This is a genomic window from Achromobacter sp. UMC46 (assembly GCF_014170335.1).
Taxonomy (GTDB): Bacteria; Pseudomonadota; Gammaproteobacteria; order Burkholderiales; family Burkholderiaceae_B; genus Achromobacter.
The window spans coordinates 217,452-239,419 of the sequence record NZ_LZZS01000005.1; the positions used below are offsets into that span (position 1 = coordinate 217,452).

Here is a 21,968-nt window from a genome sequence, read left to right on the forward strand (position 1 = left end):
CCACCAGGTCTGAAAACCATGTGTCTTGCCGTATTGGCCCTGCATGCCTTGCCAGGCATCCCCGTCCTGATCGCCGCCAACCGCGACGAGTTCCATGCCCGCCTGACGCATCCGGCAGCCCAATGGGCCGATGCGCCGGACGTCTATGCCGGCCGTGACGGCCTGGCCGGCGGCACCTGGATGGGCGCGACCACACGGGGCCGCTTCGCGTTGGTGACGAATTTCCGAGAGCCCGGCAAGCACCTGGACGTGGCGCCCTCGCGCGGCGCGCTGGTTGAAGACTTCCTTCGCGGCGGCGCGGCGCCCGGCGAATACCTGGCGCGGGTCCACGACACCGGTCAGGCGTATAACGGCTTTAACCTGATCGTGGGCGATGCGCGGCAAGCCTGGTACTTGAGCAACCGCGACGGTCCGCCGCGACCGCTGCCGCCCGGTATCTATGCGCTCTCCAACCATCTGCTTGACACGCCGTGGCCGAAGCTCGCCCGCACCAAAGCCGCCTTCACCGCCGTGCTGGACCACGCGCCGCAACCCGACATACCCGCATTGTTCGCCGCGCTGGCGGATCGCCAGGGCGCGGAAGACGACGAACTGCCCGCGACGGGCCTGCCTCGGGATCGCGAAAAACTATTGAGCAGCCCGTTCATTGTCAGCCCGAACTATGGCACCCGCAGTTCCAGCGTGCTGGCGCTGCGTGCCGACGGCACGGGCCAATTGGACGAAAGGCGCTTCGCCCCGGATGGATCGGTCAGCGGCGAAAGCCGGCTAGCCTTCGCCTGGCAGGGGGGATTTTCCGGCGATATGCTTGCCGAATGCGGCTAGGCACGCGAACTCGGCGCGCGTATTCCGGTCGAAACGGGTGTCATCCTCTTTCAGGAGAACGTGATGAACAAACGCATTGAACGCTGCACCCTGGCTGCCATGATGGCGGTGGGCAGCATGGCCCTCGCCGGCGTCCTGTCCACCGCGCAGGCGGCGCTGCCGCCGGTCAAGCATCAGGGCACGGTGCAGTACGTCAGCGGCGGGATCGGCATCGACGAATCGGAAGCCATGAAGGCCGCTGCCCGCGACTATCCGCTGGCGCTGACTTTCGCCGCCCAGCGCGATGGCAAGGCAGACTACGTGGCCAGCGTCGGCGTCGCCATCCATGACGCCAAGGGCAAGGAAGTGCTGAAGGCGACCGCCGAGGGTCCGTACATGCTGGTCAAGCTGCCGGCCGGCGACTACAAGATCTCGGCCACCTACGGGGGCAAGGCCCAAGAGCGCGAAGTCACCGTGCAAGCCACGGGCACCGCGCGCGCCGTCTTCGAATGGAAGTAGGCGGCTTGCGGCCACCCGCGCCTTAGACGCCGGAAAACAGGATGGCGATCACGAAGCCCACGCTGATCGCCCAGACCACCGAACGCAAGGCGCCCCAACCCGCCAGATACATGGCCAGATAGCCCAGGCGCACGCCCAGCCAGCACGCCATCAGCGTCGCCACATGCGCGGGCGGCGCCTGGGTATACAGCGCGAACAGCACTGCCGCGAAGAAGAACGGCAAGGCTTCGAAGGTATTGATCTGGGCCGCGTTGGCGCGCGCGCGCCAGCCTTCCTGACGCGCCAGCCAGGCGCGCGGATCGTTGTTGTCGAATTTCTTCCCGCCCGCCTTGGAGATTATCGTCGAGACGAACGGCAGAATCGCCGCCGCCAGCATCAACCACGCGATCATTTTCATTTTGGCTCCCGGTGGGCAGGCGGACCCCCGGGTCCGCCAGATACAACGCGGCTTTGCGCCGCCAAGTGCGGCATCGTCGCCTGAAACCTCCGGTTGGGCAAGCCGGTGCGCTTACACTTTGCGCGTTGCGTCCCCGCGGCCGCCCCTCTGCCCAACTTGATGCCGTTCCCGTCCCCCTGGTCCGCCCTCTTCCTTGCCGTTGTCCTGCTCTGGCTGCCCGCCACCCGTCCCTGGGCGCTGGCGCCTCTGGCCGTCGCCTGGGGCTGGGCCTGGGCGAATGGCGTGATCGATCCGGTAGCGTTGGCGGCGCCCGCGTTGCTGCTGATCGCGGCGGCATGCGTACGGCCCGCGTCCGGCGCGGCGCTGCGTGCGGCCGGCCATGTTCTGTTCGTGGCACTGGCCGCGGCGCTCTTCCTGCATCTGCTGCCGGGGTTCCACAATCCGCAAGTCATCGCCCCCGCGCCGCTCAGCCCCGGCGCCGTGCCGTTCGGCATGTACCTGAATCTGGACAAGCCGCTGGTGGCGTTCTGGGTGGTCCTGGTGTTGGCGCCGCCCATGGCGGGTGCCTCCGCGCGCAGCACGACGGCCGCCGCCTTGCTGGCGATGGCCGCGGCGATACTGGCATGCCTGGGGGTTGCGCTGGCGCTGGGGATCGTGGGCTGGGCTCCCAAATGGCCGGGCACGGGCTGGATCTGGCTGATCAACAATGCGCTGCTGGTCACGCTGGCCGAAGAAGCCTTGTTCCGCGGCTATGTGCAACAGCAATTGGCCACGCGCTGGCGCCGCCATGCCTGGGGCGGCCCGGCCGCCGTTGCCGTGGCCGCCGTGCTGTTCGGACTGGCGCATTACGCCGGCGGCTGGCAATGGGTATTGCTGGCCGGCCTGGCGGGCGCGGCCTACGGCACGGCGTACCGCTACGGCGGGCTGGCCGCGGCGGTGCTGGCGCACCTCGGCCTGAACGCCGCGCACTTCGGCCTGTTCACCTATCCGATGCGCGCCGTCTTCTAACGCCGCCAAGCCCCGCAGCGGCGGCCGATCGCGTTACGCCAGGGCCGGATAGTCGGTGTAACCGGCCGCGCCCGGCGAATAGAACGTGGACGATTCCGGCGCGTTCAGCGGCGCGTCCAGTTCAAAGCGGCGGGTCAGATCGGGGTTGGCGATGTACGGCACGCCAAACGCCACGGCATCGGCGCGCCCGGCCGTGACGGCAGCCTCGGCCGATTCCCGCGTATAGCCTTCGTTGCCGATATAGACGCCGCCGAATGCCGCCTTCAGCTTCGGGCCCAGGCTGTCTGCGCCTTCGTGTTCGCGCGCGCAGATGAACGCGATGCCGCGCTTGCCGAGTTCGGCCGCCACATAGGTGAAGGTAGCCGCCGGGTCCGAATCGCCCATCGTGTGCGAATCGCCGCGCGGCGACAGGTGCACGCCCACGCGACCCGCGCCCCAGACTTCGATGCACGCATCCACCACTTCCAGCAGCAGGCGCGCGCGGTTTTCCAGCGAACCGCCGTATTGGTCCGTGCGCAGGTTGGTGCTGTCTTGCAGAAACTGGTCCAGCAGATAGCCGTTGGCGGCGTGGACTTCAACGCCGTCGAATCCGGATTCCTGGGCCATCTTGGCACCGTGGCGGTAGGCCTCGACCACGCCCGGGATTTCGGACGTTTCCAGTGCGCGCGGGGTGACGTACGGGCGCTTCGGGCGCACCAGGCTGACGTGGCCGCCCGCAGCGATGGCGCTGGGCGCGACGGGCAGCTCGCCGTTCAGGAAGACGGGGTCGGAAATGCGGCCCACGTGCCACAACTGGGCCACGATCAGGCCGCCCTTGCCGTGCACGGCCGACGTGACCTTGCGCCAGCCCTTCACCTGCTCGGTGGACCACAGGCCCGGAGTGTCGGCATAGCCCACGCCCTGCGGCGTGACGGACGTGGCTTCGGTCAGGATCATGCCGGCGTCGGCGCGCTGGGTGTAGTACTCGACCATCAGGTCGCTGGGCACGCGGCCTTCGTTTGCGCGCTGGCGGGTCAACGGCGCCATGACGATGCGGTTGCGCAGCGTCAGGTCGCCGGCGCGTAGGGGTTCAAACAGGGAACTCATGCAAAATCCTTCGGCCCGGGCAACGGGCGCAACATGTAGGGCTGACTACATATCCTGGTTCAACTGCCGCAGGAACGCGGCAATCACGGGTTCATTGCGACGGAAAAAGACCCACTGCCCCACTTTCATCGCCGAGATCAGGCCCGCGCGCTGCAAGACGGCCAGGTGCGACGACACGGTCGACTGCGACAGGCCGCAGCGGTGATCGATGTGGCCCGCGCACACCCCGTGCTCGAAGGTGTGCCCCGGGCGCTCTTCGAAATGCGCGTGCGGGGTCTTCAGCCAAGTCAGGATGTCGCGGCGCACCGGGTTCGCCAACGCCTTGAGGATGACGTCGGCGTCGATGGCGGGTTGCGCGCCGGTCTGATCGGGGATTGAAGGGGATGCGGTCATATTTGTATATCGCAATTTATCGAATCATATATCGTTGTTGCTCGATATATAGTCATGCCCCTGTACGGAATGGGGCTATTGGCCCTAGTCGCCCTGCACGCGGCCGCGCAGGCGCTTGACCTCGCCATGCTGGACCTTGCGCTGGATCCGGCGGCGCTGCGAAGACCGGGTGGGCTTGGTCGCGCGGCGCGGCTTGTCCACTTCAAGGGCGGAACGCAGCATGCCAAGCAGGCGTTCGATGGCTTCGACCCTGTTTTTTTCCTGGCTGCGGAACGATTGCGACTTGATGACGATCACGCCCTCTTTCGAGATGCGGTGGTCGCTGACGGCGCATACCGCGTCCTGGACCTCGGGCGGCAGGCCGGAGGCGCGGACATCGAAGCGCAGGTGGACGGCGCTGGAAACCTTGTTGACGTTCTGCCCGCCCGCGCCCTGCGCGCGGATCATGGTGAACGTCAGGTCGCGCTCGTCCAGATAGAGGGAATCTTGGATGTGGAACATAGGCCGGCAGTCTACAAGATCGGGCGGCCGCCTACTTGCGCGATGCGAACGCGCGGCATTGGCCAGACCGTCCGGCGCGCGCCACGCGCCCCTTTGGCGCCCCGCAAAACCCGCGCGGCGCAGGGTCATTCGCCGCGCCAACGCCACTGCAAGTAAAATAGTGCGCTTTTGCTCGACTATTACGGCGCCCGGCCACCCGCACCCCGCCATTACCCCCTTTATGACCTACTCCGCCAAAGAAATCTTCAAGACCCTGCAAGGCGAAGGCGCCCATGCAGGCCGCGCGGCGGTATTTTGCCGGTTTGCGGGCTGTAACCTCTGGACGGGCCGCGAAAGCGACCGCGCCAGCGCCGCCTGCACCTTCTGCGACACCGACTTCATCGGCACCGACGGCGAAGGCGGCGGCAAATTCGCCACGCCAGACCTGCTGGCCGACGCCATCGCCGCCTCGTGGGGCGCAGGCACGGAAGACCGCTACGTGGTCTTCACCGGCGGCGAACCGCTGCTGCAGCTGGACGCCCCCCTGCTTACCGCCATCCATGCCCGCGGCTTCACCGTGGCCATCGAAACCAACGGTACCGTCAAGCCGCCGGCCGGCATCGACTGGATCTGCGTCAGCCCCAAAGGCACCGCGCCCATCGTCATCGAGCGCGGCGACGAGCTGAAGCTGGTCTACCCGCAATCCAACGCGTTGCCCGAAACGTTCGCGCACCTGGATTTCGAACACTTTTTCCTGCAACCCATGGACGGCCCCGCGCGCGTGGCCAATACCGAGCAAGCCGTCCAGTACTGTATGCAGCATCCGCAATGGCGGCTGAGTTTGCAGACCCACAAATACATAGGCATTCCATGATTTACCCCAACGCCTTGCGGAGCACGCAATGATTTCCGTGACCCGCAGGCTGGAATTCGACGCCGGCCACCGCATTCCCGACCACCGCAGCCAGTGCCGCAACCTGCATGGCCACCGCTATGTGCTGGAAATCACCCTGACGGGTGATGTGGTGCAGGCCCCCGGCGAATCCGACAACGGCATGCTGATGGATTTCTCGGAAATCAAGCACATCGCCAAGACCCACATCGTGGACGTCTGGGACCACGCGTTCCTGGTCTTTGAGGGCGACACGGCCGTGCGCGGCTTCCTGGACACCCTGCCCGGCCACAAGACCGTGGTGCTGGACCGCATCCCCACCGCCGAAAACCTGGCCCAGATCGTGTTCGACACCCTGGCGCCGCAATACCACGGCCACTACGGCGCCGACCTGCGACTGACCCGCGTGCGCCTGTACGAGACGCCCAACTGCTGGGCCGACTGCAACGGCTGACGCCGTCCGGGCGCGGCGATCTGCCGCGCCTGCCCGCCCCCTGCCGTCCCCAGTTTCCCACTGATGCAAAACCGCGCTCCTATCTAGCCAATTGAAAAAATCAATGGGGATATTCGCCATTTTCAATTATTAGTAAGCTAATAGATAGGATACAATCTATTCCATGAACTCACCGTCCGACTCCCAACTCATGGCCACCACCGCAAACCTGATGGTGCTGTCGCGCGCCTATCGCGGCGCCGCCGACAAGGCGCTGGTCGACTACGGCCTGTCGCAAGCCACGGCCTGGCCCGTCATCCTGGCGGGCCGCCTGGGCGACGGCGTGCGCCAGGGCGCGCTGGCCGAAGCGCTGGGGGTCGAAGGCCCGTCGCTGGTGCGCGTGCTGGACCAACTGGTCGCCGCCGGCTTGATGGAGCGCCGCGAAGACGCCCATGACCGCCGCGCCAAGACGCTGCACCTGACCGACGCGGGCCATGCGCTGCGCGCGCAGGTCGAGGATGTGCTGGTCGAACTGCGCCGCCGCCTGTTCCATGGCGTCAGCGAAGCCGACCTGGAAGCCTGCCTGCGCGTTTTCGACGCCTTGAAGGTGTCGCTGGGCCGCGGCACGGCCGGGGGCCAGCAACAGGACGACCAGCCGTGAAACTGCCGAACGTCCGCGAAACCATCTTTTCGCTCAAGAGCTACCTAAGCGCCATCATGGCGCTTTATCTGGCCTACAGCATGGGTTTGCCGCGTCCGTTCTGGGCGATGACCACCGCCTACGTCGTGGCGCAGCCCTGGTCGGGTGCGGTGCGCTCGAAAGCGCTGTACCGCCTGGTGGGCACCTTCATCGGGTCGGCCGCCACCGTCTACATGGTGCCGCGGCTGTCGAATTCGCCTGTCGTGATGACCGCCGCGATGGTGGCGTGGGTGGGCGCCTGCCTTTACATGTCGGTGCTGGACCGCACGCCGCGGTCGTACCTGTTCATGCTGGCGGGCTACACCGCAGCCATGATCGGCTTTCCCAGTGTGACGAACCCGTCGCTGGTATTCGACACCGCGCTGGCGCGCGTCGAAGAGATCAGCCTGGGCATCGTCTGCGCCACGCTGGTCCACAGCATCGTGCTGCCCCGCGGCCTGGCGCCCGTCTTGACCCTGCAATTGGACAAGGCCGTGCGCGACGCCCGCAACTGGATGCACGACACGCTCAGCGGCCAGAACGCCGAACAGCGCGACCGCGACCGCCGCGTGCTGGCCAACGACATCACGCAGCTACGCCTCTTTTCCACGCACGTGCCGTTCGACACCAGCAACCTGCGCTGGACGTCCGGCGCGGTACGCGCCATGCAGGACCAGATTTCGGCGTTGACGCCGGCCGTGTCCGCGGTGGAAGACCGCCTACTCGCCTTGCAGGCCAACGACCAGGCCCTGCCCGAACCGGTGTCCGCGCTGCTGCATGACATTTCCGAATGGATCAATGCCGGCGCGCAAGCCTCGCACGAGACCGCGGTGCAACTGCGCGCCGCCGTCTCGCGGCTGACGCCCGCGATCGACAGCCGTTCCACATGGCGCGACGCCCTGCTGGCCAGCCTGATGACGCGGCTGCGCGAACTGATCGACACTTATGACGAATGCCTGGCCCTGCGCCGCGAGATCCGCGCCGGCCTGCAAGGCGCGCCGCTGCGTGCGCCGATGCGGGCGGCCCGCCCCGCCCGCGATCCCAACGCCGCGCTGCACCGCGACCACGGCATGGCGCTGCTGTCGGCGCTGGCCGCGGGCGTGGCCATTTCGGTGTGCTGCGCGTTCTGGATCGGCACGGCCTGGAGCAACGGCGCCACCGCCGCGATGATGGCCGCGATCTTCAGCTGCTTCTTCGCGTCGCAGGACAACCCTGTGCCCGGCATCATGCAGTTCCTGACCTATACGGTGTATTCCATCCCGGTGTCGGCGCTGTACCTGCTGGGCATCATGCCCGCCATCCATTCGTTTGAAATGCTGGCCCTGTCGATGCTGCCCACCGCCTTCGTGCTGGGCATCTTCATCGCGCGCCCCGCCAGCGCCGGCAAGGCGATGGCCATGCTGTTCGGCTTCCTGGGCACGATGGCGCTGCAAGACACCAACACGGCCGACGTCGTGTCCTTCATCGACACGCAAGTGGCGCAGTGCATGGGGGTCGCCACCGCCGCGATCATCGCCGCCATCTTCCGCACGGTCAGCGCCGACTGGAGCGCCCGCCGCATCCAGGCCGCCAACTGGAAGGAACTGGCGACGCTGGCCAGTTCGCCGCGCGCGCCCTCGCGCCATACCTATGCCGCCCGCATGCTGGACCGCATCGGCCTGCTGCAACCGCGCCTGGCGCTTGCCAAGCGCCCGGACGACCTGGTCGCCGCCGACGCCCTGAAAGACCTGCGCGTGGGCCGCGACATCACCGAACTGCAGCACGCGCGCCGCCATCTGCCGATGGCCGAGCCCACGATACAGCCCGTGCTGAACAGCCTGGCCCAGTTTTTCCGCGCCCGCTCGTCGTGGCGCATCGGCGAGAAGACGCCGGAGTTCCTGGCGCAGATCGACCGCGCGCTGTCCAGCGTGGCCGCCACGCCGCAAGGCCTGGCCGCCCGCGACCGCGCGGTGGTGGCCCTGGTGGGCATCCGCCGCGCCTTCTTCCCCGACGCGTCCGATTACCAACCCGCCCATCCCGCAATGGAGGGCCAATCATCATGATCGGCGAATTCAATCTCTACGGCATTTACTTCCCCTGGCTGCTGGTGCTGGGCATGGTCACCCTGGGCGTCGCCTGGGCCGTGCGCCGCGTGCTGGCCCGCGCCGGGCTGTATCGCCTGGTGTGGCACCCCGCGCTGTTCGATCTGGCGCTGTTCGTGGTGCTGCTGTATGGCGTCTCCCTGATATCCCCTTATTTTCTCCAGAGATAGGTATGAAACTCCCCAATGCCCTTCGCCCAGCCGCTATCGGCAAGTTCGCCGTGACGGCCGTCGTCGTCGCCGCGGCCGCTTACGCCGGCTGGCAGCTCTGGGTGCACTATGAAGTCGAACCCTGGACGCGTGACGGCCGCGTCAAGGCCTATGTGGTCCAGGTGGCGCCCGACGTCTCCGGCCTGGTGACCCGCGTGCCCGTGCACGACAACCAGGACGTGAAGGCGGGCGACCTGCTGTTTGAAATCGACCGCGCGCGCTTCCAGCTGGCCTTCGACCAGGCCCAGGCCTCGGTGCGTTCGCAGCAGGTCGCGCACGACCAGGCCTTGCGCGACGCCAAGCGCAACCGCTCGCTGGGCCAACTGGTGGCGGCCGAAGCCGTCGAACAAAGCCAGACCAAGGTGCAGCAGACCGAGGCCGCGCTGGCCCAGGCCCAGGTGCAACTGGACACCGCCCGCCTGAACCTGGAACGCAGCCGCGTGGTGGCCGCCAGCGATGGTCGCGTCACGAACCTGGACCTGCGCGCGGGCTCTTACGCGTCGGCCGGGCGCGGCGTGATGGCGCTGGTAGACGCCGGGTCTTTCTACGTGGAAGGCTATTTCGAAGAAACCAAGCTGCCCGGCATCCATGAAGGCGACCCCGTCACGGTGACGCTGATGGGCGATTCGCGCCGCATTAGCGGGCACGTGGAGAGCATCGCCATGGGCATCGCGGACCGCGACCGCAGCACGGGCGCCAACCTGCTGCCCAACGTGAACCCCACCTTCAACTGGGTGCGCCTGGCGCAGCGCATCCCGGTCCGCGTGAAGATCGACGTCGTGCCGGACGGCGTGCGCCTGGTCGCCGGCCAGACCGCCACCGTGTCGGTGGACACGAAGCCCGCGCAGGCGGCCTCGGCCGACACGCGCCAGCCGACCTGAGCCCGCACGCAGTCCCCTTTCAACCTTTTCTTTCAACGCCAAGCCGTACCTGCCATGAACACCAAACACCTTCTGCCGCTGATGCTGGCCCTTGCGCTGGCCGGATGCACCACCGTGGGCCCTGACTATCAGGTGCCTGCCGGGTCGGTCGTCCAGCGGCAGGCCGCCCAAGGCGCCTTCGTCGAAGCGCAGGCCGGCGTGTTCCAGCAGGAAGCGGTGTCGGGCCACTGGTGGCGCCTGTATAACGACCCGGTGCTGGACGGCCTGGTCGAAAAAGCCCTGTCGGCGAACACGGACTTGCGCGTGGCCAGCGCCAACCTGGAACGCGCGCAAGCCGCCGTGCAGGAATCCCAGGCGCAGCAGCAGCCCACGATCGGCGTCAACGCCTCGCCCACCTTCGGCCACGTGTCCGGCTTGCAGGAATTGCAGCCGGGCGTCAATCCGCCCAGCCGCTGGTCGTATTCGGCCGGGGCCAGCGTGTCGTACCAGCTGGACCTGTTCGGCCAGATCCGCCGCGCCATCGAAGCCGCCAGCGGCGACGCGCAGGCCGCGCAAGCCGCCTACGACGCCACGCGCGTCACCGTTGCGGCCGAAACCGCCCGCGCCTACGCCAACATGTGCGCGGCAGGCATGCAGCTGGCGTCCGCCCAGCACTCGGTGCAAGTGCAGAAGGAATCGCTGGACGCGGTCAGCCGTTTGCAGCGCGCCGGCCGCGGCACCACGCTGGACGTGACCCGCGCCCGCAGCCAGCTGGAACAATTGCAGGCCAACCTGCCGCCCTTCCAGTCGCAGCAGCGCACCGCGCTGTACCGGCTGGCCGCGCTGACGGGGCAGACGCCGAATGAAATCCCGACGTCGCTACTGCAGTGCGCCGCCGCGCCGCGCCTGACCGACACCATTCCCGTGGGCGATGGCGCCGCGCTGCTGCGCCGCCGCCCCGACATCCGCCAGGCCGAACGGACGCTGGCGGCCAGCACGGCGCGCATCGGCGTGGCCACGGCCGACCTGTATCCGAAGATCACGCTGGGCCTGTCCGGCGCCTCGGGCGGCCCCGCCTCCATGCTTGGCGACCGCGGCACCTTCGGCTGGAGCGTGGGTCCGCTGATTTCATGGACGATCCCCAACACCGGCGCCGTGCAGGCCCGCATCGCCGAAGCCGAGGCCAACACCAAGGCCGCGGTCGCGCGCTTTGACGCCACGGTGCTGAACGCGCTGCGCGAAACGGAAAGCGCGCTGGTCGTCTACGCCCGCCAACTGGACCGCGACGCGTCCTTGCGCGCCGCCCGCGACCAAAGCGCCGAAGCCGCCTCGCAGGCCCGCCAGCTGTTCCAGTACGGCAAAACCGACTACCTGACGGTGCTGGACGCCGAACGCACGCTGGCCACCAACGAAAGCGCGCTGGCCGCCTCGCAAGCCGAACTCAGCAGCGACCAGATCGCCGTCTTCCTGGCGCTGGGCGGCGGCTGGGAGAAGTAAACGGCCGCTCGGCAGCGAGGCCTGGCCGGGTCAATGCACCGTGGCGCCGTCCGGCGGCGTCTGGTTCAGGCCCAGCGCCGCTTCCCAGCTGCGCAGCGGCACGCAGGTCTGCAAGCGCACGATGGCGCGCTGGACCAGCGCGGGATGCAGTTCGTGGCCGACGTGGCTGGCGATGTCGATGGTGGAATCGCCATGCAGTTCTTCCAGCCGGGCCTGGGCGGCCTGGATGTGGGCCGCGCTCATCACCGGGTCGTCGGCGCCGTGCAGCAGATGAATGGTGGTGTATTGGGGCGCGGTCTTGGGCAGTTGCGCGTAGCGGCCGGAAAACGCGATCACGCGCCCCGCCATGCCGTCATGGGCTTGCACCAGTTCCAGCGCCATGATGGCGCCCTGCGAAAACCCGGCCAGCGCGGTGTCGGACTGCAGCAGGCTGAAACGGGCCTGCGCCCGGCGCACATAGGCTTCCAGGGGCGGCATGGCTTGCGCCACGCGTTCGGGACGGTTTTCTTCGGTCACGCCGCGCACTGAAAACCACTGCCGGCCCGTCGTGCCGCCGTCGAAGGGTTCGAACCCTTCGGGCACCAGCACCGCCGCCGTCGGAAACGCCGCGCGCACCGCTTCGGCCATGGGCCGCAGGTTCTCGGGCGAGCCGCCCACGCCGTGCAGCAGGATGAACAACTGGCGCACGTCGACGCCAGGTTCGGGAAGGAATTCAAGAGAATGGGAAGACGCCATGAGACTGCTCCGTACTGGCATAAGGCCGTTGGGCTACGCCCTGATGACAGCATTGTAAAATGCGCGGCTTAAAGCGGACGACCCACTGGCTTCAAGCCGGACTGCGGCCGCAACGGCCCTCTTTCACCCCTGTAATGCAAACACCGACAACCGACTCGGGCGCCACGCCTTCGAGCCAGCATCAGCTGCACCGCGTGCTCAAGGCGCGCCACCTCACGATGATAGCGCTGGGCGGGGCCATCGGCACCGGCCTGTTCGTCGCCTCCGGCGCCGCCATCGCCCAAGCCGGCCCGGGCGGCGCTCTGATGGTCTATCTGGTGATCGGCCTGATGGTCTATTTCATCATGACCAGCCTGGGCGAACTGGCCACCTTCATGCCCGTGTCGGGCTCGTTCTGCACCTATGCGTCGCGCTATGTGGACCCCGGCTTCGGCTTTGCGCTGGGGTGGAACTTCTGGATCAGCTGGGCCACGGTGGTCGCCGTGGACGTGGTGGCCGCCCAATTGGTCATGGCGTACTGGCTGCCGGATACGCCAGGCTGGATATGGAGCGTCGCCTTCCTGGCGCTGACCTTCGGGCTGAACGCGTTTTCCGCCCGCAGCTTCGGCGAAGCCGAATACTGGTTCGCCATCATCAAGGTCGTTGCCGTCCTGTGCTTCATCGCGGTGGGGCTGGCCATGCTGGCGGGCATCATCCATAGCGGCGATCCGGTGGGCCTGGCCAACTGGACGGTCGGCGACGCGCCCTTCGTGGGCAACGCGGCCACCTGGGTCGGCGTGGCGATGGTGGTGGCCTATTCGTTCCAGGGGACCGAGCTGGTGGGCGTGGCCGCGGGCGAATCCGAGAACCCCCGCCGCAACGTGCCGCGCGCCATCAACAACGTGTTCTGGCGCATCCTGCTGTTCTATGTGCTGGCCATCCTGATCATCGGCCTGCTGGTCCCCTACACCGACCCCCAACTGCTGCGCAACGAAGTGGAAGACATCGCCGTCAGCCCCTTCACGCTGGTGTTCCAGCATGCGGGGCTGCTGTCGGCCGCCACGGTGATGAACGCGGTCATCCTGACGTCGGTGCTGTCGGCCGGCAATTCGGGCATGTACGCCGCCACGCGGATGCTGTTCAACATGGCCGCCGAAGGCCAGGCGCCCGCCATCTTCAAGCGCCTGACCGGCAACGGCGTGCCGCTGTATGCGCTGCTTGCCACCACGGCGCTTGCCTGCCTGTGCCTGTTCAGCGTGGTGTACAGCCCGAAGGCGGTCTATATCTGGCTGCTGAATTTTGCCGGCATGACGGAATTCATCGTGTGGCTGAGCATCGCGGTCAGCCACTACCGCTTCCGCCAGGGCTACGTGAAGCACGGCTACGACACGGCCGACCTGCCCTACAAGGCCGGCCTGTTCCCGTTCGGCCCGCTGCTGGCCTTCGTGCTGTGCCTGGTGGTGACGCTGGGCCAGAACTACCAGGCCTTCCTGGAGGAACGCATCGACTGGATCGGGGTGATCTCGACCTACCTGGCGATTCCGCTGTTCCTGGCGCTGTGGATCGGCCATCGCGTGGTGAAGCGGTCGCGCTGGGTCAAGTACCAGGACATGCGCTTCTAGACGTCAAGCGTCAGCGCCTGATCCAGATAGGTGGCGGTCAACGTGTGGCCGCTGCCCACGATATCGAAGGGTGTGCACATCGCGCCGGTCGAGACGATCTCACCGGCGCGCAGCGTCACATTCCGGTCGGCCGCGTGCGCGTAAAGCGCCGCAAGCGAGCGCAGCGGGTCCGTCGCGTCGTCTCCGGTCTGGGCGCGGGCCTTGACCTGCCCGTCCAGCGACACCGCCGCCGACGCATCGACCTGCCGCAGCAGGCCGGCGTCCAGGCCGTCGCTGAACGGTTCGCTGACGACCAGGGCCTCGAACCCCACGTTGTCGGCCACGAAACTGGGCCACGAACGCGATCTCGCATTCGCCGGTAACGGGGTCGAAGGCGGGAGTCGGCATGGAGCAAGGGAAAAGAGGGAAAAGTTGCGGGCGAAGGCCCTCGGGGCGGCGAACCGAACCGGGGCCGCATCACATGATAGCCATATCGCCCCCGGCGCTCCACGGCGGGCTTGAAGGCCGGTACAATACTGTATATTCATACAGCATAAACTTCCCTTTACAGAACCCGGGCCTTACCCGCCATGCAGTCCCCTGAACGTATCCATCCCGCGTTGTGGCGCGCCACCCAAATGGCCAAAGGCGCCGCCCGCAACCTGCCCACCGGGCATGCGGCGCTTTCCGCGCAACTGCCGGACGGCGGCTGGCCGCTGGGCTCGCTGATCGAACTGCTGACCCCGCACCCAGGCATCGGCGAAATCCGCCTGCTGCGCCCGGCGCTGGCCCAATTGGAAACGCGCCGGCCCATCGCCCTGGTGCAACCGCCGCACGCCCCCCACATCGCCAGCTGGATGAGCTGGCGGCTGGATCCCCGGCAGTTGCTGTGGGTCGCGCCGCAAAAGCCCGTCGACACGCTGTGGGCCACCGAACAGATTTTGAAGAACGGCAGTTGCGGCGCCCTGATCTGCTGGCTGCCCCACGTGCGCCCCGAATCCCTGCGCCGCCTGCATCTGGCCGCCCAGGCCAGCGACTTGCTGTTCATCGCCGTGCGCCCGGCCAGCGCGGCGCAGCATGCCACCCCCGCGCCGTTGCGGCTGGCGCTTGCGCCCGCGCCGGGCGGCTTGTCCGTCCATATCCTGAAACGCCGGGGACCGGTCTGCGACACGCCGCTGCATGTCGCCCTGGATCCCGGCGCCCTTACGCCTTCTTCCCCCCGCCATGCGCCTTTGGATCGCCGTATTCCTGCGCTGCCTGCCGCTGGACGCACTACGCCCGCACTGGCCGCTTGAGGGGCAGGCGTTCGCCGTCCTGGACCAGGAACGCGTCGCCGCCCTCACCCCCGCCGCCCGTCAGGCCGGCGTCAAGCCGGGCATGCGCCGCGCCGGCGCGGCGGCTATCGCCCCCGAGGTCGAACTGCTGCCGCGCCAGCCCCAAACCGAAGCCGACGCCCTGCTGGGCGCGGCGCTGGCCTTGCTGCAATACACGCCCGAAGTGGCCCTGGCCGGCGACGACACCGTGCTGCTGAACGTCGGCGCCAGCCTGATGTTCTTTCGCGGACCCCGCGCGCTTGGCCAGCGGGTGCGCGCCACCTTGCGCGCCCTGGACCTGCGCGTGTCGCTGGGCATGGCCCCCACCGCCACGGGCGCCTGGCTGCTGGCGCACCGCCCGGGCCGCTGCGTGCCCCGGCGCGCCTTGACGCTGCCCACGCTGACGCGCCAGCTGGACGCGCTGCCGCTGGCGCTGCTGCCCCAGGCGCAAGCCCGCCAGGACTGGCTGGACGACATCGGCTGCCACACGCTGGCAGACCTGCGCGCCCTGCCGCGCGCCGGCCTGCAACGGCGCAGCACGCCCGAACTGCTGCAAGCCCTGGACGCCGCCTACGGCCAGGCGCCCGAGCTCTACCGCTGGATCGAACCGCCCCACCAGTTTTCGCGGCGCCTGGAACTCACGGACTATGTCGAGCACACCGACGCCGTGCTGGCCGTGGCGCACCGGCTGGCCGAACAACTGGGCGGCTGGCTGACCGCCCGGCAACTGGCGGTGCGGCGCGTGGTGCTCAGCATGGAGCACGAACGCGGCCGCCACGCCCGCCCGCCCACCGAACTGGAACTGGCGTTGGCGCAACCCGTCTGGCAGGCGCCGCAACTGCTGCACCTGCTGCGCGAAAAGCTGAACCACTTCACGCTGGAAGCGCCCGTCATCGCCGTGGCGCTGCAGGCACCCGACACGGTGGAGCAACCCGCCGCCAGCACCACCCTGTTTCCCGAACCGGGCGGCACGGCGGCCGACCACGCCCGGCTGCTGGACCTGCTGGTGGCGCGGCTGGGCCGCGACCAGGTGCGCCATGCCCAGCCCGCCGCCGACCACCGCCCCGAAGCCGCCAATACCTGGGGCGACGCACTGGCGCCGCCCCAGGCCCCCACGCCCTTGCCCACCTTGCTGGACCGCCCGTTCTGGCTGCTGCAAACGCCGCTGCCCTTGAAGCTGTCCGGCCATCGCCCGCAGTACGGCGGCCAGGCGCTGCGGCTGATGCGCGGCCCCGAGCGCATCGAAAGCGGCTGGTGGGACCCTGCCCTGACGGTGCGCGACTACTTCGTGGCCGAAGACGCCGCCGCCGCGCGCTACTGGATCTACCGCGAACGCGACGCGGAACACGCGCGCTGGTTCCTGCACGGGCTGTACGCCTGAGCCCGTCCACGCCATGCACGACGACGCCTTCGACGCCCCCGATCCGTCCGCCCCGCCCGCGGCGCTGCCCGGCTATGCCGAACTGCAATGCCAGTCGAACTTCTCTTTCCTGCAAGGCGCCTCGCATCCGGAAGAGCTGGCCGCGCGCGCCGCGGAACTGGGCTACGCCGCGCTGGCGCTGACCGACGAATGTTCGCTGGCGGGCGTGGTGCGCGCCCACATGGAAGCCAAGGCCCAGAAGCTGCCGCTGATCATCGGCGCCACCTTCCAGCTGCGCGCCGCCCCCGACGCCGCGCCGCTGGGCCTGACCCTGCTGGCGCAGACCCGCGAAGGCTACGGCAATCTGTCCGAACTCATCACGCTGGCCCGCACCCGCGCGCCCAAGGGCGAATACCGACTGGCGCCGGAAGACCTGACCGATCCGCCGGACGGCTACGCGCATCTGCGCCAGTTGCCCGAATGCCTGGCCATCCTGACGCCCGCCTACGGCACCGACGCCGACCGCCTGGCCGAACAAGCCCGCTGGCTGGCGCGCGTCTTTCCCCACCGCGCCTGGGTCGGCCTGAACCTGCTGTACCAGTCCCGCGACGACCTGCACCGCGCCGCCGTCGAGAACGCCGCAAGCGCCGCGGAATTGCCCGTCGTGGCGGTGGGCCAGGTGCAGATGCACGTGCGGTCGCGCAAGCCCCTGCACGACACGCTGGCCGGCATCCGCACCCGTCAGCCGGTATCCCAATGCGGCTATGAACTGTCCGGCAACGCCGAACAGCACCTGCGCACCCGCATGCGGCTGGCCAATCTGTATCCGCCGGAGGCCTTGGCGCAAACGCTGGTGGTGGCGCGCCGTTGCGCGTTTTCGCTGGACGAGCTGCGCTACGAATACCCCGACGAGATCGTGCCGCCCGGCCTCACCCCGGCCACCTACCTGCGCCAGGAGACCCTGGCGGGCGCGGCCCGCCGCTTTCCCGCCGGCATCCCGGACCTCGTGGCCGAACAGATCGAAAAAGAACTTGGCCTGATCACCGACCTGCAATACGAAGCCTATTTCCTGACCGTCTACGACATCGTGCTGTACGCCCGCAACGTGGGCATCCTGTGCCAGGGCCGCGGTTCGGCCGCCAACTCGGCGGTCTGCTATTGCCTGGGCATCACCGCGGTGGACCCGATGCGCGGCAACAACCTGTTCGAACGCTTCATCAGCAAGGAACGCAACGAGCCCCCCGACATCGACGTGGACTTCGAACACCAACGCCGCGAAGAAGTCATCCAGTACATCTACCGCAAGTACGGCCGGCAACGCGCCGCGCTGACCGCCGTGGTCATCTCGTACCGGCCCCGCAGCGTGCTGCGCGATACCGGCCGCGCGCTGGGCGTGGACCTGGGCGTCATCGATGCCGTGGCGCGCGCCCATCAATGGTGGGACGGCAAAAAGGAAATGCTGCGCACGCTGGGCGCCTGCGGGCTGGATCCGGAATCCCCCGTGGCGCGGCAATGGGCGTCGCTGGCCCAGACCCTGATGGGCTTTCCCCGCCACCTGTCGCAGCATCCAGGCGGCTTTGTGATTTCACGCGGAAAGCTGTCGCGCCTGGTGCCGATCGAGAACGCTGCCATGGAAGAGCGCAGCGTGGTGCAATGGGACAAGGACGACCTGGACGCGTTGAAACTGCTGAAGGTGGACGTGCTGGCGCTGGGCATGCTGTCGGCGCTGCGCCGCACCCTGGAACTGGCCGGCCAGCGCCGCGGCCAGCCGCTGACGCTGCAGGACATCCCGGAAGGCGACGACGCCACCTACGACATGATTTGCGACGCCGACACCGTCGGCGTGTTCCAGATCGAATCGCGCGCGCAAATGACGATGCTGCCGCGCCTGCGGCCGCGCAAATACTACGACCTGGTGGTGCAGGTGGCCATCGTGCGGCCCGGCCCCATCCAGGGCGGCATGGTCCACCCTTATCTGCGCCGCCGCCAGGGCAAGGAAAAAGAAACCTACCCCAGCGAGAGAGTCCGCGGCGTGCTCAGCCGGACCATGGGCGTGCCCATCTTCCAGGAACAGGTGATGCAGATCGCCGTGGTGGCCGCAGGCTTCACGCCGGGCGAAGCCGACCAGTTGCGCCGGTCGATGGCCGCCTGGAAGCGCAAGGGCGGCGTGGACAAATTCCGCGTCAAACTGGTGGGCGGCCTGCTGGCGCACGGCTACACGCTGGACTTCGCGGAAGCGCTGTTCCGGCAGGTGGAAGGCTTTGGCGAATACGGCTTCCCGGAAAGCCATGCCGCCAGCTTCGCGCTGCTGGCGTATTCCAGTTCGTGGTTGAAGCGCCACGAGCCCGAAGCCTTTCTGGCCGCCCTGCTCAACTCCCAGCCCATGGGCTTCTATGCGCCCGCCCAACTGGTGCAGGACGCCCGCCGCCATGGCGTCTGCGTGTTGCCCGCGGACGTCACCGTCAGCGGCTGGGACACCGCGCTGGAGCCCCTGCCGGACGGCTACCCCGGCGCGCGCCGCAGCGCCCACCCCCATGCGCCCGGCCCCGATGGCCCGCGCCCCGCCGTGCGCCTGGGCTTGAGCCTGATCCAGGGCATGCGGAAAGACGCCGCCCTGCGCATCGAGGACGCGCGCGCACAGTCCCCCTTCGCCGACACCGGCGACCTGGCCCGGCGCGGCGCGCTCAACCGGCACGACCTGAACGCGCTGGCCGCGGGCGACGCGCTGCGCACTCTGGCGGGCCATCGGCGCCAAGCCAGTTGGGAAGCCGCCGCCAGCGTGCAAAGCCGCGACTTGCTGCGCGACGCCGCCATCGTCGAAACCCAGGCGCCGCAGTTGCAGGCCCCGTCGGAAAGCCAGACGGTCGCGGCCGACTACCGCAGCGTGGGGCTGACCCTGCACAGCCACCCGGTGGCGCTGCTGCGCGGCCAATTGGCGGCCCGCAACTTCCAGCCTGCCGACGTCCTGAACCGCTATCCCGACAAGCGCGTGGCGCGCGCCTGCGGCATCGTCACCGTGCGCCAGCGGCCGCAAACCTCCAAGGGCGTGATCTTCGTCACGCTGGAAGACGAAACCGGCCCCGTGAACGTGGTCGTACGGCCCGAACTGATCGAACGCCAGCGTCGCGAACTGCTGGGCGCCAAGCTGCTGGGCGTCTACGGCGCCTGGCAGAGCGTGGACGGCGTGCGCCACCTGATCGCGCAGCGGCTGGTGGACCTGTCCGACCTGCTGGGCGGGCTGGCCACGCACAGCCGCAACTTCCATTGACGGTCCTGATACGCGACCGACGGCAGGCGGATCACCGGCCGAACAGGATGCCGTCGTCCAGTGCCTGCGCCATCGCCTGATACCCCGCATCCCCGGGATGCAAGTGGTCGCCGGAATCGTAGGCCGGCAGCAAGCGCGCGGGGTGCGACGGGTCGCGCAGCACGGCGTCCATGTCCACCACCGCATCGAACACGCCACTGTGGCGGATCCACTGGTTCACTTCGCGCCGCACCGCGTCCTTGGCCGGGCTGTAGTGGCCCGCCAGCGGCGTGCCGTGCAACGACCCTTCAAAGGGCGCGATGGTCGCCCCCACGATGCGCACGTTGCGGGCGCGGGCGGCCTCGGCCAATTGCCGGTAACCCTCCACCAGCCGGGCCGCGGTCATGGGCGCATCTCCCGGCGCGAAGGCGCTGTCCGGCCAACCGATATCGTTGATGCCCATCAGCACGACCACCGTGCGCACGCCGGGTTGCGACAACACGTCGGCTTCGAAGCGCGCCATCGCGTTCACGCCCATCTTGTCGCCCCATACCCGAGCGCCCGAAATACCCGCATTGACGACGCCCGCGCCTTGCGGCGCCAGCCGGCGGGCCAGGACGTCCGGCCAGCGGCGGTTGGCGCCGGGCGTGGAGCCGTTGCCATCGGTCAATGAATCCCCGAACGCCACCACGACCGGCGTATCGGCCGCGCTTTCCACCCAGACCCCCGCCAGCACCATTCGGCCTTGCAAGGCGGCGGCGCCTGGCAAGTCAGGCGCGCCGCTGACGTCGCCCTCCGCCAACGCAGCGGTTTGCTGCGCGCCCCAATGGAACGTCGCGACGGGCGTCGGCTGCGGGAAATACGTGCTGACAGCCAGCTCGCTCAACGCGGTCACGGGCAGGTCCACCGGGTCGCTCACCACCTGGGCGCCGGCCGCGACCGTCACGCCCGGCCGACCGCCGAAGCGCAACGCCTGGTCCGACGCCGGGTCGATGGCCGCCCCGGCCCGCGCCACCCGAGCCACCCGGGCGGCGCCGACCACCAACGGCTGCGTCCCATAGCGGTTGGACAGCACCACGCGCAGGCGTTTACCGCCCACGCTGATCTTGACGGTCTCGCGCAGCGTCTGGTCCGAAACTTGCGCCGGCATGCCGGTGGGCAGGATGAACGACGCCTCCCACGACGGCTGCGGGCTGGCCGTCCAGGTGCTGACCCAGACGGGGGCTTGCGGCCCCGGGGCGGCCGCCTGCGTGGCCGACGGCGTCCAGACAAGGCCGGCCACAGCCAGGCTCGCGGCGCGCAAAAAGGAATGACGGTTCATGGCGGGATGCATGGAAACTCCAAGGAAGGAAAACCGGATTCAACCGGGATGCCGTCACAATAGGTTCTTCCCGCAACCGCAGGTAGACCCCTACAATGCATACCGCTTCTTCCAAAATGGAATGATGAACCAATGGATACCTTGCGCGCCATGCGGGCCTTCGTCCGCGCCGTGGAACTGGGCACCTTGTCCGCCGCCGCCCGCGAACAAGGCCTGACCCAGCCCGCGCTCAGCAAGATCGTGGCGGCGCTGGAAAAGGACCTGAACGTGCGGCTGCTGGAACGCAGCACGACGCGCGTCGTGCCCACCGACCAAGGCAAACGCTTCTATGAACGCGCCAACCGCGTGCTGGAGGAATATGCCGAGGCGGTGGCCGATGCGCGCGGCCAGACCGAACAACCTGCCGGGTTCCTGCGCGTCAACGCCCCGGTCGCGCTGGGGCAGTTCCGGCTGAACGCGCTGATCCGGGATTTCCTGGACGCCTATCCCGACATCCAGGTCGAGCTGATCTTGAACGACCGTTTCGTCGACCTGGTGGAAGAAGGCGTGGACGTGGCCCTGCGCCTGGGCGGCGACCTGCCGCCCAACGCCATCGCCCGCAAGATCGCCGTGTCGCCGCGCCATCTGGTCGCGGCGCCTTCCTATCTGGCCCGGCACGGAAAGCCCCGCACGCCGGACGACCTGTCCACCCACGACTACGTCCGATTCGCGTGGCTGCCGGCCGGCGACACCCTGGAGCTGCATCAGGGCAGCGCGCGAGCCAGTGTCCAGACCCAGGGCCGGTACCGGGTCAACAACGCCCTGGCCATCCGCGAAACGCTGGCGATGGGCGCCGGCGTGGGCCTGTGCCCCGACTGGCTGGTGCAGGACCTGGTGGCCGGCGGACAGTTGCTGCGCGTCTTGCCCAAATGGAGCGGCGCCCCGCAGGAAGCGTTCCTGATCTACCCCTCGCGACGCTACCAGGCGTTGCGCGCCCGCCTGCTGATCCAGTTCCTGGCCGACAGGCTGCCCACGCAGCCCGGCATGCAGCCGCCCCACGGCGCCTGATTACAGGGCGCCCCGGCTGGTCTATCATGG

General features: G+C 68.4%; 22 protein-coding genes. 15 read left to right on the forward strand and 7 right to left on the reverse strand.

What is annotated here, in order from left to right; all coding sequences use genetic code 11:
- Positions 1–18 precede the first annotated feature (18 nt).
- Positions 19–822 (forward strand): NRDE family protein, encoded by an 804-nt coding sequence (locus A9973_RS08710; protein ID WP_183013373.1) that lies wholly within the window; start codon positions 19–21, stop codon positions 820–822.
- A 63-nt stretch (positions 823–885) separates the two neighbouring features.
- On the forward strand, positions 886–1,320 hold the full coding sequence (locus tag A9973_RS08715) for a carboxypeptidase regulatory-like domain-containing protein (protein ID WP_183013374.1): 435 nt from the start codon (positions 886–888) through the stop codon (positions 1,318–1,320).
- Between the two features lie 22 nt (positions 1,321–1,342).
- Here the strand turns inward: A9973_RS08715 and A9973_RS08720 are convergent, their stop codons facing one another.
- A complete protein-coding gene (locus A9973_RS08720) occupies positions 1,343–1,717 on the reverse strand; it encodes an MAPEG family protein (RefSeq protein ID WP_183013375.1) in 375 nt (124 codons plus the stop codon).
- Between the two features lie 159 nt (positions 1,718–1,876).
- Between A9973_RS08720 and A9973_RS08725 the strand changes: the two genes are divergently transcribed.
- Positions 1,877–2,725, forward strand: coding sequence for a CPBP family intramembrane glutamic endopeptidase (locus A9973_RS08725; RefSeq protein ID WP_183013376.1), 849 nt, complete (start codon positions 1,877–1,879; stop codon positions 2,723–2,725).
- Positions 2,726–2,758: 33 nt separating this feature from the next.
- Here the strand turns inward: A9973_RS08725 and A9973_RS08730 are convergent, their stop codons facing one another.
- The 3 genes from A9973_RS08730 to arfB all read right to left on the reverse strand — a co-directional run bounded on the left by A9973_RS08730 (position 2,759) and on the right by arfB (position 4,705).
- A complete protein-coding gene (locus tag A9973_RS08730; RefSeq protein WP_183013377.1) occupies positions 2,759–3,811 on the reverse strand; it encodes an alkene reductase in 1,053 nt (350 codons plus the stop codon).
- A gap of 45 nt (positions 3,812–3,856) precedes the next feature.
- The gene (locus A9973_RS08735) at positions 3,857–4,204 is read right to left on the reverse strand and encodes a helix-turn-helix transcriptional regulator (RefSeq protein ID WP_183013378.1); all 348 of its coding nucleotides are present in this window, start codon (positions 4,202–4,204) and stop codon (positions 3,857–3,859) included.
- Between the two features lie 84 nt (positions 4,205–4,288).
- The gene (gene arfB, locus A9973_RS08740; RefSeq protein ID WP_183013379.1) at positions 4,289–4,705 is read right to left on the reverse strand and encodes an alternative ribosome rescue aminoacyl-tRNA hydrolase ArfB; all 417 of its coding nucleotides are present in this window, start codon (positions 4,703–4,705) and stop codon (positions 4,289–4,291) included.
- Positions 4,706–4,925: 220 nt separating this feature from the next.
- On the opposite strand from arfB, the gene queE reads away from it, so the two are divergent.
- The 7 genes from queE to A9973_RS08775 all read left to right on the forward strand — a co-directional run bounded on the left by queE (position 4,926) and on the right by A9973_RS08775 (position 11,335).
- Positions 4,926–5,558: a 7-carboxy-7-deazaguanine synthase gene (gene queE / locus A9973_RS08745; protein ID WP_183013380.1), complete on the forward strand. Its 633-nt coding sequence runs from the start codon at positions 4,926–4,928 to the stop codon at positions 5,556–5,558.
- A gap of 28 nt (positions 5,559–5,586) precedes the next feature.
- On the forward strand, positions 5,587–6,030 hold the full coding sequence (queD, locus tag A9973_RS08750) for a 6-carboxytetrahydropterin synthase QueD (protein ID WP_183013381.1): 444 nt from the start codon (positions 5,587–5,589) through the stop codon (positions 6,028–6,030).
- Between the two features lie 163 nt (positions 6,031–6,193).
- Positions 6,194–6,670 (forward strand): MarR family winged helix-turn-helix transcriptional regulator, encoded by a 477-nt coding sequence (locus A9973_RS08755; protein ID WP_183013382.1) that lies wholly within the window; start codon positions 6,194–6,196, stop codon positions 6,668–6,670.
- A complete protein-coding gene (locus A9973_RS08760) occupies positions 6,667–8,730 on the forward strand; it encodes an FUSC family protein (RefSeq protein WP_183013383.1) in 2,064 nt (687 codons plus the stop codon). Before A9973_RS08755 ends, A9973_RS08760 begins: the two co-directional genes overlap by 4 nt.
- Positions 8,727–8,939: a DUF1656 domain-containing protein gene (locus tag A9973_RS08765; protein WP_105556825.1), complete on the forward strand. Its 213-nt coding sequence runs from the start codon at positions 8,727–8,729 to the stop codon at positions 8,937–8,939. The genes A9973_RS08760 and A9973_RS08765 overlap by 4 nt, the downstream gene beginning before the upstream one ends.
- A 2-nt stretch (positions 8,940–8,941) precedes the next feature.
- Positions 8,942–9,859, forward strand: coding sequence for an HlyD family secretion protein (locus tag A9973_RS08770; protein ID WP_183013384.1), 918 nt, complete (start codon positions 8,942–8,944; stop codon positions 9,857–9,859).
- Between the two features lie 54 nt (positions 9,860–9,913).
- Positions 9,914–11,335 (forward strand): efflux transporter outer membrane subunit, encoded by a 1,422-nt coding sequence (locus tag A9973_RS08775; RefSeq protein WP_183013385.1) that lies wholly within the window; start codon positions 9,914–9,916, stop codon positions 11,333–11,335.
- Positions 11,336–11,365: 30 nt separating this feature from the next.
- Here A9973_RS08775 and ypfH read toward each other — a convergent pair whose 3' ends face one another.
- Positions 11,366–12,070: an esterase gene (gene ypfH, locus A9973_RS08780; RefSeq protein ID WP_183013386.1), complete on the reverse strand. Its 705-nt coding sequence runs from the start codon at positions 12,068–12,070 to the stop codon at positions 11,366–11,368.
- Between the two features lie 134 nt (positions 12,071–12,204).
- Between ypfH and A9973_RS08785 the strand changes: the two genes are divergently transcribed.
- A complete protein-coding gene (locus A9973_RS08785; protein WP_255469091.1) occupies positions 12,205–13,671 on the forward strand; it encodes an amino acid permease in 1,467 nt (488 codons plus the stop codon).
- Here the strand turns inward: A9973_RS08785 and A9973_RS08790 are convergent.
- Positions 13,668–13,994 (reverse strand): hypothetical protein, encoded by a 327-nt coding sequence (locus A9973_RS08790; RefSeq protein ID WP_220805419.1) that lies wholly within the window; start codon positions 13,992–13,994, stop codon positions 13,668–13,670. The two genes, A9973_RS08785 and A9973_RS08790, sit on opposite strands and share 4 nt — an antisense overlap.
- A gap of 246 nt (positions 13,995–14,240) precedes the next feature.
- Here A9973_RS08790 and imuA point away from each other — a divergent pair, with 246 nt between their 5' ends.
- From imuA to A9973_RS08805, 3 genes are read left to right on the forward strand one after another with little or no spacing between them, the layout of a single operon-like run.
- On the forward strand, positions 14,241–14,945 hold the full coding sequence (gene imuA / locus A9973_RS08795) for a translesion DNA synthesis-associated protein ImuA (RefSeq protein WP_183013387.1): 705 nt from the start codon (positions 14,241–14,243) through the stop codon (positions 14,943–14,945).
- Positions 14,875–16,344, forward strand: coding sequence for a DNA polymerase Y family protein (locus A9973_RS08800; RefSeq protein ID WP_183013388.1), 1,470 nt, complete (start codon positions 14,875–14,877; stop codon positions 16,342–16,344). The genes imuA and A9973_RS08800 overlap by 71 nt, the downstream gene beginning before the upstream one ends.
- A gap of 13 nt (positions 16,345–16,357) precedes the next feature.
- Positions 16,358–19,591, forward strand: coding sequence for an error-prone DNA polymerase (locus A9973_RS08805; RefSeq protein WP_183013389.1), 3,234 nt, complete (start codon positions 16,358–16,360; stop codon positions 19,589–19,591).
- A gap of 31 nt (positions 19,592–19,622) precedes the next feature.
- Here A9973_RS08805 and A9973_RS08810 read toward each other — a convergent pair whose 3' ends face one another.
- Positions 19,623–20,891: an SGNH/GDSL hydrolase family protein gene (locus tag A9973_RS08810; RefSeq protein ID WP_183013390.1), complete on the reverse strand. Its 1,269-nt coding sequence runs from the start codon at positions 20,889–20,891 to the stop codon at positions 19,623–19,625.
- 132 nt (positions 20,892–21,023) lie between these two features.
- Here A9973_RS08810 and A9973_RS08815 point away from each other — a divergent pair, with 132 nt between their 5' ends.
- The gene (locus A9973_RS08815) at positions 21,024–21,938 is read left to right on the forward strand and encodes a LysR family transcriptional regulator (RefSeq protein ID WP_183013391.1); all 915 of its coding nucleotides are present in this window, start codon (positions 21,024–21,026) and stop codon (positions 21,936–21,938) included.
- Positions 21,939–21,968 lie beyond the last annotated feature (30 nt).

What these genes read in the sequence shown, in the direction of transcription:
- queE (WP_183013380.1), top strand. Translation starts at nt 4,926, where the DNA reads ATGACCTACTCCGCCAAAGAAATCTTCAAGACCCTGCAAGGCGAAGGC.
- A9973_RS08785 (WP_255469091.1), top strand. Translation starts at nt 12,205, where the DNA reads ATGCAAACACCGACAACCGACTCGGGCGCCACGCCTTCGAGCCAGCAT.
- A9973_RS08770 (WP_183013384.1), top strand. Translation starts at nt 8,942, where the DNA reads ATGAAACTCCCCAATGCCCTTCGCCCAGCCGCTATCGGCAAGTTCGCC.
- A9973_RS08810 (WP_183013390.1), bottom strand. Translation starts at nt 20,891, where the DNA reads ATGAACCGTCATTCCTTTTTGCGCGCCGCGAGCCTGGCTGTGGCCGGC.
- arfB (WP_183013379.1), bottom strand. Translation starts at nt 4,705, where the DNA reads ATGTTCCACATCCAAGATTCCCTCTATCTGGACGAGCGCGACCTGACG.
- A9973_RS08730 (WP_183013377.1), bottom strand. Translation starts at nt 3,811, where the DNA reads ATGAGTTCCCTGTTTGAACCCCTACGCGCCGGCGACCTGACGCTGCGC.
- imuA (WP_183013387.1), top strand. Translation starts at nt 14,241, where the DNA reads ATGCAGTCCCCTGAACGTATCCATCCCGCGTTGTGGCGCGCCACCCAA.
- A9973_RS08720 (WP_183013375.1), bottom strand. Translation starts at nt 1,717, where the DNA reads ATGAAAATGATCGCGTGGTTGATGCTGGCGGCGGCGATTCTGCCGTTC.
- A9973_RS08755 (WP_183013382.1), top strand. Translation starts at nt 6,194, where the DNA reads ATGAACTCACCGTCCGACTCCCAACTCATGGCCACCACCGCAAACCTG.
- A9973_RS08725 (WP_183013376.1), top strand. Translation starts at nt 1,877, where the DNA reads ATGCCGTTCCCGTCCCCCTGGTCCGCCCTCTTCCTTGCCGTTGTCCTG.
- A9973_RS08715 (WP_183013374.1), top strand. Translation starts at nt 886, where the DNA reads ATGAACAAACGCATTGAACGCTGCACCCTGGCTGCCATGATGGCGGTG.
- A9973_RS08815 (WP_183013391.1), top strand. Translation starts at nt 21,024, where the DNA reads ATGGATACCTTGCGCGCCATGCGGGCCTTCGTCCGCGCCGTGGAACTG.
- A9973_RS08710 (WP_183013373.1), top strand. Translation starts at nt 19, where the DNA reads ATGTGTCTTGCCGTATTGGCCCTGCATGCCTTGCCAGGCATCCCCGTC.
- A9973_RS08775 (WP_183013385.1), top strand. Translation starts at nt 9,914, where the DNA reads ATGAACACCAAACACCTTCTGCCGCTGATGCTGGCCCTTGCGCTGGCC.
- A9973_RS08805 (WP_183013389.1), top strand. Translation starts at nt 16,358, where the DNA reads ATGCACGACGACGCCTTCGACGCCCCCGATCCGTCCGCCCCGCCCGCG.
- A9973_RS08735 (WP_183013378.1), bottom strand. Translation starts at nt 4,204, where the DNA reads ATGACCGCATCCCCTTCAATCCCCGATCAGACCGGCGCGCAACCCGCC.
- A9973_RS08800 (WP_183013388.1), top strand. Translation starts at nt 14,875, where the DNA reads ATGCGCCTTTGGATCGCCGTATTCCTGCGCTGCCTGCCGCTGGACGCA.
- queD (WP_183013381.1), top strand. Translation starts at nt 5,587, where the DNA reads ATGATTTCCGTGACCCGCAGGCTGGAATTCGACGCCGGCCACCGCATT.
- ypfH (WP_183013386.1), bottom strand. Translation starts at nt 12,070, where the DNA reads ATGGCGTCTTCCCATTCTCTTGAATTCCTTCCCGAACCTGGCGTCGAC.
- A9973_RS08765 (WP_105556825.1), top strand. Translation starts at nt 8,727, where the DNA reads ATGATCGGCGAATTCAATCTCTACGGCATTTACTTCCCCTGGCTGCTG.